12 protein-coding genes and 1 tRNA gene are annotated in these 9813 nt (G+C 69.4%); 7 read left to right on the forward strand and 6 right to left on the reverse strand.

Translation table 11 applies throughout. The features are described from left to right. Nucleotides 1-94 precede the first annotated feature (94 nt). The 3 genes from ACFQ79_RS38985 to ACFQ79_RS38995 all read right to left on the reverse strand — a co-directional run bounded on the left by ACFQ79_RS38985 (nt 95) and on the right by ACFQ79_RS38995 (nt 2739). Nucleotides 95-811, reverse strand: coding sequence for a nucleotidyltransferase family protein (locus ACFQ79_RS38985; RefSeq protein WP_229315301.1), 717 nt, complete (start codon nt 809-811; stop codon nt 95-97). A gap of 93 nt (nt 812-904) precedes the next feature. Next, nucleotides 905-1315, reverse strand: a complete 411-nt coding sequence (locus ACFQ79_RS38990) for a hypothetical protein (RefSeq protein ID WP_030323202.1) — start codon at nt 1313-1315, stop codon at nt 905-907. A 326-nt stretch (nt 1316-1641) separates the two neighbouring features. Next, nucleotides 1642-2739, reverse strand: a complete 1098-nt coding sequence (locus ACFQ79_RS38995; protein ID WP_383592712.1) for an ABC transporter ATP-binding protein — start codon at nt 2737-2739, stop codon at nt 1642-1644. Between the two features lie 182 nt (nt 2740-2921). Here ACFQ79_RS38995 and ACFQ79_RS39000 point away from each other — a divergent pair. From ACFQ79_RS39000 to ACFQ79_RS39015, 4 genes are all read left to right on the forward strand, one after another. Next, nucleotides 2922-2998: transfer RNA gene (locus ACFQ79_RS39000), tRNA-Thr, on the forward strand. A gap of 291 nt (nt 2999-3289) precedes the next feature. Next, entirely contained in the window at nt 3290-3658 is a 369-nt protein-coding gene (locus ACFQ79_RS39005) for a transposase (protein ID WP_383592715.1), read from the forward strand. A gap of 12 nt (nt 3659-3670) precedes the next feature. Then, nucleotides 3671-4072 carry an SMI1/KNR4 family protein gene (locus ACFQ79_RS39010; protein ID WP_383592718.1) on the forward strand — a complete coding sequence of 134 codons (402 nt, stop codon included), beginning with the start codon at nt 3671-3673 and terminating at the stop codon, nt 4070-4072. Between the two features lie 143 nt (nt 4073-4215). Beyond that, nucleotides 4216-4365 (forward strand): hypothetical protein, encoded by a 150-nt coding sequence (locus ACFQ79_RS39015; protein ID WP_383592720.1) that lies wholly within the window; start codon nt 4216-4218, stop codon nt 4363-4365. A gap of 175 nt (nt 4366-4540) precedes the next feature. Here the strand turns inward: ACFQ79_RS39015 and ACFQ79_RS39020 are convergent, their stop codons facing one another. Continuing rightward, the gene (locus ACFQ79_RS39020) at nt 4541-4807 is read right to left on the reverse strand and encodes a DUF6959 family protein (protein WP_383592723.1); all 267 of its coding nucleotides are present in this window, start codon (nt 4805-4807) and stop codon (nt 4541-4543) included. Between the two features lie 630 nt (nt 4808-5437). Here ACFQ79_RS39020 and ACFQ79_RS39025 point away from each other — a divergent pair. Together ACFQ79_RS39025 and ACFQ79_RS39030 are read left to right on the forward strand one after the other, a co-directional pair. Further along, nucleotides 5438-6775 carry a tachylectin-related carbohydrate-binding protein gene (locus ACFQ79_RS39025; protein WP_383592726.1) on the forward strand — a complete coding sequence of 446 codons (1338 nt, stop codon included), beginning with the start codon at nt 5438-5440 and terminating at the stop codon, nt 6773-6775. Nucleotides 6776-7230: 455 nt separating this feature from the next. Continuing rightward, nucleotides 7231-7659 carry a DUF4231 domain-containing protein gene (locus tag ACFQ79_RS39030; RefSeq protein ID WP_383592728.1) on the forward strand — a complete coding sequence of 143 codons (429 nt, stop codon included), beginning with the start codon at nt 7231-7233 and terminating at the stop codon, nt 7657-7659. 72 nt (nt 7660-7731) lie between these two features. Here ACFQ79_RS39030 and ACFQ79_RS39035 read toward each other — a convergent pair whose 3' ends face one another. Together ACFQ79_RS39035 and ACFQ79_RS39040 are read right to left on the reverse strand one after the other, a co-directional pair. Further along, a complete protein-coding gene (locus ACFQ79_RS39035) occupies nt 7732-8331 on the reverse strand; it encodes a hypothetical protein (protein ID WP_383592731.1) in 600 nt (199 codons plus the stop codon). Nucleotides 8332-8534: 203 nt separating this feature from the next. Next, nucleotides 8535-9110 (reverse strand): SMI1/KNR4 family protein, encoded by a 576-nt coding sequence (locus ACFQ79_RS39040; protein WP_383592734.1) that lies wholly within the window; start codon nt 9108-9110, stop codon nt 8535-8537. Between the two features lie 492 nt (nt 9111-9602). Here ACFQ79_RS39040 and ACFQ79_RS39045 point away from each other — a divergent pair, with 492 nt between their 5' ends. After that, nucleotides 9603-9725 carry a hypothetical protein gene (locus tag ACFQ79_RS39045; RefSeq protein WP_383592738.1) on the forward strand — a complete coding sequence of 41 codons (123 nt, stop codon included), beginning with the start codon at nt 9603-9605 and terminating at the stop codon, nt 9723-9725. Nucleotides 9726-9813: the final 88 nt, after the last annotated feature.

Here is a 9813-nt window from a genome sequence, read left to right on the forward strand (position 1 = left end):
GGAACGCGGGTGCCGCCCTCTTCCGTACGTCGTGGGGGCGTCATCCCCGGGGGAGTGCGGGTGCATCCCCGGGGGCCGGTCACGCGTCCGTCGGTCATCCCCGCTGCGCGGCGAGCTCCTTGGCGGCCTCGGTGAGGTCCTTGGCGGTGTCGATGGCCCGCCAGTACGCCCCCTGGGGCAGCGGGAAGCCGGCCAGCCGCCGCTCTCGGGCGAGCCGGGGGAAGGTGGTGCGCTCGTGGTCGCCCAGGTCCGGGAGGAGCTCCGTGAAGGCCGCGGAGAAGACGTACACGCCCGCGTTGATGAGGAACGGCGACGGCGGCGCCTCGATGAAGTCGGTGATGTGGCCGAAGGTGTCGGTCTCGACGGCGCCCCACGGGATGCGGGGGCGGGCCAGGGCGAGGGTGGCGAGGGCGTCGCGCTCGTCGTGGAAGGCGGCCATCTCGCGCAGCGAGAAGCGGGTCCAGATGTCGCCGTTGGTGGCGTACCAGGGCTGGTCCGGCGCGGGCAGATGCGCGGCGGCGTACTTGAGGCCTCCACCGCGGCCCAGGGGCTCGGTCTCGACGACCGTGGTCACCTTGAGGGGGAGGTCGGCGCTCTCCAGCCACTCCTGGAGCACTTCGGCCAGGTGGCCGCAGGAGACGACGGCGTCGGTCACGCCCTCGGCGGCGAGCCAGGAAAGCTGATGGCCGATGATCGGGGTCCCGGTGCCCGGGATCTCGACCATCGGCTTGGGGCGGTCGTCGGTGTACGGGCGGAGCCGTGAGCCCTGGCCGCCCGCCAGGACCACGGCCTGCGTCGGAGTGGTGTGCATACGGGGAACGATAGGCGCCCCGTACGTCCGGCGGTCGGACGCCCGACGGCCGGACGCGCGTCGTGGTTCAGCGTCGTCGCTCTGCGTCGTCGCTCAGCTCGCGCGCATCACGCCGGTCGCGTACGAGGTGTCGCAGACCGGCCGCGAGAAGCCCTGGGCGCGGGAGGGGCCGTACTGCTCGACGGCGGCGCGGCCGAGGGAGCGGGCGATGGACATGCAGTGCTTGGCGAGGGAGGGCCGGTTCTCCACCTCGCGCTGGAGGTGGGTGAGGGCGACCCCGGGGTCCTTCTCCTGGAGCTCGGCGAGGAGCTGGTCGCGCAGAATGTCCTGCGGGGCACGGGACTTGGCCCGGACGGAGACCTCGGAGGAGGACGCCGTCAGCTGGGTCCCGGCGTCCTCGCCGGCCCACGGCACGGCGGACACCGCGAGCGTTCCCGAGAGCACCAGGACGACGGGCAGGACGAGGGCGAGAGAGCGGCCGATTCGGCGGGCAGTAGGCGTCACGCAGGCGAGCGTAGCGGCCGGTAGTGATATGGCGACATTTAGTCACTCTCGCGGGGGATGGTTCGAGGCGGCTTTTCGAATTCCGTGTTGACGCGGGGGGTGGGGGCGGGCCGGGAATGCCGGGGTTTTCCCCGGTAAACCCCGGCACGTGCCCTCGGGTCCTCCACCAAGACGAACGACCCCGCATCTGCAAGAGATGCGGGGCCGTTCGGCCGGCTTCGGTCGTCGGCCGGCTCGGTCGTCAGTCGACTCGGTCGGTCGGCTCGATCTTCAGCCGGCTCGGTCGGCCGAGGGAGAGTCGGCCGACGGACCGAGCCGGTTGGGGGTCAGTCGCTGAGACGGGCGCCGGTCGACGTCGAGAAGACGTGGAGCTCGTCGGCGCGCGGGACGACGTGCAGCGTGGTGCCCTTGGCGGGGACGTCACGGCCGCCGACGCGGACGACCAGGTCCTTGTCCTCGCCGCCGACGCGGGTGGAGCCGTACACGAAGCCGTCGGAGCCGAGCTCCTCGACGACGTTGACGGTGACGGCCAGGCCGTCCTTGCCGGTGGGGCCCTGCACGTCGAAGTGCTCGGGGCGGACGCCGACGGTGACGGTGGTGTCGCCGTTGGCGGAGGCGGCGGCGATGGCGTCACGGGAGACCGGGACGACGCTGTTGCCGAACTTGACGCCGCCGTCGGTGATCGGGACCTCGACCAGGTTCATGGCGGGGGATCCGATGAAGCCGGCGACGAAGAGGTTGGCCGGCTTGTCGTACATGTTGCGCGGCGAGTCGACCTGCTGGAGCAGACCGTCCTTGAGGACGGCGACGCGGTCGCCCATGGTGAGGGCCTCGGTCTGGTCGTGGGTGACGTAGACCGTGGTGATGCCGAGACGGCGCTGGAGGCCCGCGATCTGCGTACGGGTCGAGACGCGGAGCTTGGCGTCGAGGTTCGACAGCGGCTCGTCCATGAGGAAGACCTGCGGCTCACGCACGATGGCGCGACCCATGGCGACACGCTGACGCTGACCGCCGGAGAGCGCCTTCGGCTTGCGGTCGAGGTACTCGGTGAGGTCCAGGATCTTCGCGGCCTCTTCGACCTTGGTGCGGATCTCGGACTTGTTGACACCGGCGATCTTGAGCGCGAAGCCCATGTTGTCGGCGACGCTCATGTGCGGGTACAGCGCGTAGTTCTGGAACACCATCGCGATGTCCCGGTCCTTGGGCGGCAGGTGCGTGACGTCGCGGTCACCGATGCGGATGGAGCCGGCGTTGACGTCCTCGAGACCCGCGAGCATGCGCAGGGAGGTCGACTTGCCACAGCCGGAGGGCCCGACGAGGACGAGGAACTCGCCGTCGGCGATCTCGATGTCGAGCTGGTCGACGGAGGGCTTGGTGGCACCGGGGTACACCCGGGTCGCCTTGTCGAAAGTGACGGAAGCCATGGTGATGTGTCCCTTCACCGGCAGGAACGTGCCGGACGATCCGAGTAAAGGAAGGATTGAGGTCTAGTCCACCTGGGTGAACTGCACGTGACGCTACCTGGCGCCGCGGCATCTGTCAGCACTCCACCCGGGGTGAGATTTCCGACCGCCGCCGGGACGAGGTTGGTTACACTGCACTCGCTGCCTCCTTAGCTCAGCTGGCCAGAGCACCGCTCTTGTAAAGCGGGGGTCGTCGGTTCGAACCCGACAGGGGGCTCCAGGTGAAGGGCCGGCGCCGGGGTGTCATTCCCCGGCGCCGGCCCTTTCGCGTGATCACGGTCGTGCCACCTACGTGCCAGAAGGCTCTGGATCACTGTCCTTCCGGGCCTGGCGGACCATGACCACGGAGCGGGTCAGGTCGAGGTCTCGGCGGCGGAGGGAGGTCGGCTCGCCGAAGCGGAGCGTGGTGAAGGCGTTGGTCTACCCGGAGCAGGGACCGACTGTGCTGAAGCGCGTTTGGGCCGCCTCACAGCTTGGCGTTGAGCGTCATGAATGAGCGACGCTCGATGAAGTGCTCAAACGTCGCTTCAGGCCGTCCGCCCGACAGGTCCACCCCGCACATAGAGAGCTCTGGGCGGTTCGACAGCAGCTCGAAATCGCGAACCGCAGCCTCGAAGGAGCAAATGACGCCTGGCTCACCGCCACCCGCACCGCGGACCTGCCCAGGCTGCACACGTTCGCCACCGGTCTGGAGAAAGACCGGGACGCCGTCGTCCAGGGCCTGAGCACCCGCTGGAACTCCGGCCCCGTCGAAGGTCGTGCCAACCACATCAAGATGATCAAACGCCAGATGTTCGGACGAGCCAAGCTCCCCCTGCTCCGCAAACGTGTCCTCCTCGCTGCGGCACAAGGCAGCCACCGTCACCCGCTCTGCCCTTGATAGAACTGCTTCATGAGTTTGAACGATGACCAGATCGGACAGGTCGAGCACCACTTCGGAGTCCGGTTTCCCCAGGACTACCGGGACTTCCTGGGCACTACAGGGAGTCTGAGCCAGTTCGTTCCTCCCGCTGACGACTTCCTGGTGATCGACGCGTTGGACGAGCTCATCGGCGTCAACGAAGCCGGTGAGTTCCAGAAACGCTTCCCCGGTGCCATCGTCATCGGAGGGGACGGAAGCCGCGAGCTACTTGCCTACGACTTTCGTCAGGACACCCCGCCTCTGGTGACATTCGATGTCTCCGCGGAGGACTGGTCATCGGCCATCCACCAGGCAGCATCCCTCTCCGCCCTGTTGGAGCAGTTCCCTCGAACCGGATGGAAATGGGACGAAGTCGATCCCTCGCCCTCCTGACCACTGCCCTTACGGAATGTGTGCCAGAACCCAGAGGCCGCTTCACCTGGCGGTGGGTGTGGGATTCGAACCCGCGGTGGCTCGCGCCACGACGGTTTTCACGACCGTTCTCCCTCATCGCTGTGACTGGTTGCGATCTGGCCATGCCACATGCCGACGAGGACCTCCTGAAGCAGAGAGTCGGCTCTCTGCAGAACGACGTCCGCGGCCTGATGCTCGGTTTCGAGCGGCTGCTGAAGGTCGCTGACCTGTTGGTTGAGACGCGGACGTGTGCGGACCATCAGTACAGGTGAGAGGCGGAGCAGGCCAGGGGAGCCGCCCCACCCGAGTTGCTTCGGGACGAAGAGGTCGGCCGTACAGCAGCTCTGTACCGCAACCTCAGCGACGGAGCCTGTCCGGCAGCGCCCCTCGCAAGCCCAAGGGCGGCCGGAATGCCCATCACTGACCGATCCCGGTCAGAGCTACGGATCAGAAGGGCTTAGCGATCCCATGGGTTCGCAGCGCGTCGGTGTAGCGCTGGAGCTTGGCCTCCAAGTCGACCTGGAGGAGACTCGCCACGTGCAGCGCCTCCTCCAGGTCGCCGGTGGCGCATAGTTCGGCGAGCTCGGCCACGTCCGACCGGAGCATGCTGAGGGTGTCCCCCTGGATCAGGACTCCAGGGAAGTTGCGGCCCGGCAGGCGCACGACAGCGTCGTTGCCGCCATCAGTGAACAGCTCGGCCTCTACCCGTTCCACCGAATCCTCCCGTCCCAGTCTCCGTCTCATTGAGCGCCGTTCACGGCCGTTCAGGGCGAGCCCTGAGCTCGTCCATGCTGATCCACAGAGCGCGCACGACCGTAGGTGAACAGTCTCGTACACCGGCTCTCACGGCATCAACACGCTTGGAAGGCGTGCGCGCGGCCGGCGCTGGCAGGGCACTCTTGGCCATCGGCGGAGCCTGGCCGTCGGTTGGGTCCCGGGTTCGCACCGGGCCGCCCCCGGACAGAGCCAGGGATGCAGCTGCACTACAGAGCTGGACACCTCGGAAGCCGACCGCGCGCAGTTGGACGCTATCCCGCGGCACTGACAGACGGCCGCGAAGACCGTGCCAGATCCGTGCCAGACCCGTGCCAGACCCGTGCCAGATCGTGCGGGGAACCACGGGGAACGGGGGGCGGTCGTGCCGTCTGCGTGTCAGAAGGCCCTGGTACACGTCATCGGAGATGTCGGCCGTGATGCGCACTCCGAAATCCTGTTGGAGGGCTCGTACAACCTTTCTCGGGGGCGCGGGGTCGAAGGGGTGCAGGGGAAGCAGGTCGTTGCTTCCGTCGGTACCGGGTACCGGGCATCGGGTGACTTGGTGTCCCGGGGGTCGAGGAGGGTTTCGTGGCACGTGTGCGTACGGCAGGGGTGGCGGCGGCGTTGGTCGCCGCGCTGGCGCCGGTGACGTTCGGGGGGTCGGCGGCCTTCGCCGTGTCCGCGACGCCGGCCGCTGTCACGGCCGCCGTCACGGCGGCGGCGGAGGTCGGGACGGTCGTCCAGGACGGCGGTCCGCTGGTCGTTCCGGCGGGTGACGAAGGGCCGGTGACGCTGCGGTTCACGGCCACACTGCCGGCGGGCGTCAAGGGGCCGGTGAGCGCCTCCTTCGAGCTGGACACTTGGCTGGCCGAGGTCGAGGCGGGCGGTTCGCCGGTGAGCCAGAACGTGATCCGCTCCGTGTGCGCGGTCAACGGCGTCTCGTACGGGGAGTGTGCGTGGCACATGCCCTACGCCCCGCCCGTCCTGGATGATCCGCCCCCCCATCCCTCCCTCGACCTTCCCGAGGTGCCGGCCGCCGAGACCCTCACCTACACCGTCACCCTGGACGCCGACCGGACCGCGGCCGTCCTGGGCAACCTGGACGCCCGGGTCGAACTGAGGGACAGCACGGGCGCGAGCGTGGCCCGGGGCACGCTCGGCCTCGACTTCGTCCCCGGGACGCCTCCGCCGGGGCAGCGCGGCACCGTCCACGCCCGGGACAAGGACGGTGTGCTGTGGCGGTACGAGGGCACGGGGGACGTGAACAGGCCGTTCGCGACGCGCAAGCGGGTCGGTGGCGGCTGGAACGGCTACACCGCCGTCGCCCCGCTCACGACCGCCACGGCGGACGGCCGGGGCGACCTCGTCGCCCGCGACAAGGCAGGTGTCCTCTGGTACTACCAGGGCACCGGCAAGCCCTCCGCGCCGTTCGCCCCGCGCAAGCGGGTCGGCGGCGGCTGGAACGCCTATACGGCCCTCGTCGGCGCCAGCGACGGCAGTCTTGTCGCCCGGGACAGGGACGGTGTGCTGTGGCGCTACAAGGCGGAGTACGACTCGGTGTACGGACCGCGCAAGCGGGTGGGCGGCGGCTGGAACACGTACACAGCCCTGACCATGTCGGGCGCCCACGACGGGGCCCTGGGCCGGGACAAGGACGGCGTGCTGTGGAAGTACACCCCCCATCTCCGCTATCCCCACCCGCCCTTCCAGCAGCGCCAGCGCGTCGGCGGCGGGTGGAACACGTACACGGCGATCGCGGGCACCGCCGAACTCGGACGTGACGATCGCCCCGATCTCGTCGCCCGGGACAGGGACGGCAAGCTCTGGCTCTACCAGGGCGTGTACAAGCCCCTGTCCGGCCTCGTCCCCGGCTCCTCCCGCTCCCTCGTCGGCGGCGGCTGGAACTCCTACGACCTGATCTTCTGAGCACCTTCTCCGCCTTCGGCCGTTCCGCTTTCGCAGAGAGGCGGGACGGCCTCCCTGAGTGCCGGCCCGTCACGAGACTGCTCGGACCGGCTCCTTTCACGCAGTGCGGAGGGCGGGCGCCGTCCAGGTGGCGAGTTCACAGGTCGGTGGGGCCGGTGACCGCCCGCCGGTGATTCAGCCGAGATCGGTCCGCTTTCGGGCGGGGAGCCGGACGAGCCGGAGGTCGGCCTCCGGCTCGTCCGGCGCGGACGAAGGACCGGTGGACGTTGCGGGGCTCGACGGGACGACCGGAAGGGTTGCACCACGCGAAGCAGCACCACTGCGTGTTGCCGCGGCGCATCGGCTTGGCTCTGATGTGCTTGACGGGCCGAGCCGCGGGTTGAACGCCTCGGTCCGTCATGGCGTGCGGGAGGTAGCACTCGTTGGGATCGCGAGCCTGGTGGGAGGACCTGCCCGTGGTCGAGTGGCCCGACGTCCCGCCGAGTGTCAGGACGCGCGGGACGTGGTACCGGCAGAACATGCACAGCTCTCGTTGGAGGGCCAAGCTGCTGGATCTGACGATCCTGGTTCTCGCCGCGGGGGTGCCCTTCGCCGTGGCGGTCAAGGCTGACAGCTGGGTGGTGGCGCTCATGGGGTCCCTTACCTCGCTGCTGACCGGGATGCGCCATGTCTTCGACCCGCAGGGAGACTGGGTCTCCTTCAGCCGGGCGAACATGCAGGTCGACACCGAAGTGGTCCGCTACAAGCAAGCCTTGGACGAGTACGGGGACCCGGCCACCGCTCCACGGATTCTTGTCGCACGTGTGGAAGAGATCTGCGCCGAGGAGACGGGTGTCTGGGCCAAGCGCCTCCCGGGGCGTGGCATCCCCGGAACGAACCACTAGCGACAGAGGCGACGGGACTGGTCGTGTCTGCTCATTCGGTGGAGGCGCCGCAGGTGGATCGCGTGCCGGGCCCTAGAGGAAGTCTCGCCAGAAGGGGACGGTTGCCTCCGGGTTCCGGGTGTCGTCCACGTCTCGCCGTGCCTCGTCGAACTCCCGATGCATGTAGTCGCTGAGGTCCAGGCCGTAATAGATCATGTCCGTCTCCCAGACCGAGAGCACGGGGTGGCCGAAGCTTCCCCGTCCGGCGGGGAGGTAGCGGTGGGCGTAGACGGGGACGAGCGGCGTTACGTCCGCGAGACGGCGGCGTGCCGTGGCGAGGGCGGCCGCGTCGTCGGCCGGGCGCGCACCCCATGTCGCGTGCCAGAAGTCGTTGTGCTCGACGTCGTGGAGCACGCCCTCGACCGGCCACCTGAGCTGTTCATGGAGCTTGTCCGGGGCGCCGCGCCACTCAGGCCAAGGCTCGGCCCAGGTCTGGCCGTCCTCCGGAGGCACATTGACGGGGAGGCCGGCCGCAAGAAACGCACGGTGGTCGTCCGCGAACTCGAACCCGTGGTCCCGCTCGATGCGCGAGAACTCGGCATCCGTCAGGCCGGGCTCGAACTCATAGAGACCCGTCTGCGCCAGGCGCCGCGCGGCCTCCGCACCAAGGCGGGCCCCCTCATCACCGATCATGGCGGCACGGTAACGTCGGCCAGGTCGCGGCGTCACCCGGGTTGTTCCGGGACACCCCCGACCGGTCTCGGTCCGGACGACGGCCGGACCGGCGTCTCTGGGCGGCACCCCCCAAGGCGTCGGTCCGGACGACGGCCGGACCGGCGTCTCTGGGCGGCGCCCCCAAGGCGCCATCGGTCGAGGAGTCGTTCCAGTGTGTGAGCTCAGCGGTCGTCCCGCGGTTCGTTCGCTCGCTCCGCGATCCGGGAGGCGGCCATCTCCCACGGGGTCGGCTCCGCCACGTCGTCGTACGCGTCGGCGTCCTCCCGGTACCACCCTGTTCCGGCAAGCCAGGTTTCGAGCCACTCCGCCAGGCTCACGGCGTCGACGAACCAGGCGGCGGCTCCGTCGTCCGCCATGGCGTTCGGCTCGAAGAGGAGGACCGTGGCGGTCTCACTGCGGCAGTCCACCGCGGCGTACATGGCGCAGCCCCAGTCGAGGATCGGCAGCACGCCCGCCGGCCAGTACGGTGTCTCTCCCCCGGTCGAGGCGGATCGCTCGGACCGGTACTCGCTCAGGGCCGTACGCCCTGGCCCGACCAGCGGAAGAAGCTGGTAGTCGGGGCCGTAGCCACCGTTGGCCACCTCGCGGTACAGGCTCGCCAGCAGGGGCGGGAGTGCGAAGCCGAGAACCGCCTCCGCCCCGGCGACGTCCTCGGCCCTGACGGCGGGCGGCAACGCCGTCGACGTGGCCCTGGCCTTCGCCGCCACGCGGGGAACGAGATCTTCGATGGCTGTCACGTCGGGGATCCTGCCAGGCAGCTGTGACAACGAGAGCCGCCCCGGCCGCCGTCCGTCCGCCCGCCCGACGGGATAAGTGGCTTGCTGAAGAGGGATGATGACGTCGTGGCAGGCGAATCGAGGCGCTCCCTCAGCGAGCTTCGTGAAGGTGAGGCGGTCCAGGCGACGATCACCAGTCATCAGCCGTGGGGACTCACGGCGCGGCTGGACGCGTACGAGCCCGTGGGTGCCTCGTTGGACGTGATTCGGCGGCGTGGCGAACCGGGGGTGCGGCGACTCGCCCAGGAGCTGCCTCCCGTGGGGGCGACCGTCGACCTCGTCGTAGGGCAGGTGCGCGCGTGGCACCAGGAGCCCTGGATCTGGGTGGACCTCACGGCCCCCGGGTGCGGTGAAGGTTGACTGAGCCCCCCGCGTGCCCGCTCGTGTGGGAGTCGAACCCGCGGTGACATCGCTGCCACGTCCACGTCAACGTCCACGCCGGTTCCGGAGATCGTGCCTGGTTCGGGGGCCGACGGCCTGCTGTGGCGGTACGAGGGCACGGGAGGCGTGACCAGGCTGTTCGCCGCGCGCAAGCGCGTCGGCGGCGGAGGGAACGCCTACAGCCTGATCCTCTGAGCTTGAATTTAAAGGTTTTCCCTCGGCTCGTTGGGTCGGGGGTTGTCCTTTTTGTGGTGGTGTTTGCCGACGGGGTGGCGGGGTGCGG

It is taken from the genome of Streptomyces sp. NPDC056480 (genome assembly GCF_042795405.1).
Taxonomy (GTDB): Bacteria; Actinomycetota; Actinomycetes; order Streptomycetales; family Streptomycetaceae; genus Streptomyces.

Excerpts from the sequence above, each read along its gene's own strand:
- ACFQ79_RS39010 (WP_383592718.1), top strand. The coding sequence starts at position 3,671 with ATGAGTTTGAACGATGACCAGATCGGACAGGTCGAGCACCACTTCGGA.
- ACFQ79_RS39035 (WP_383592731.1), bottom strand. The coding sequence starts at position 8,331 with ATGATCGGTGATGAGGGGGCCCGCCTTGGTGCGGAGGCCGCGCGGCGC.
- ACFQ79_RS38995 (WP_383592712.1), bottom strand. The coding sequence starts at position 2,739 with ATGGCTTCCGTCACTTTCGACAAGGCGACCCGGGTGTACCCCGGTGCC.
- ACFQ79_RS38985 (WP_229315301.1), bottom strand. The coding sequence starts at position 811 with ATGCACACCACTCCGACGCAGGCCGTGGTCCTGGCGGGCGGCCAGGGC.
- ACFQ79_RS39015 (WP_383592720.1), top strand. The coding sequence starts at position 4,216 with ATGCCACATGCCGACGAGGACCTCCTGAAGCAGAGAGTCGGCTCTCTG.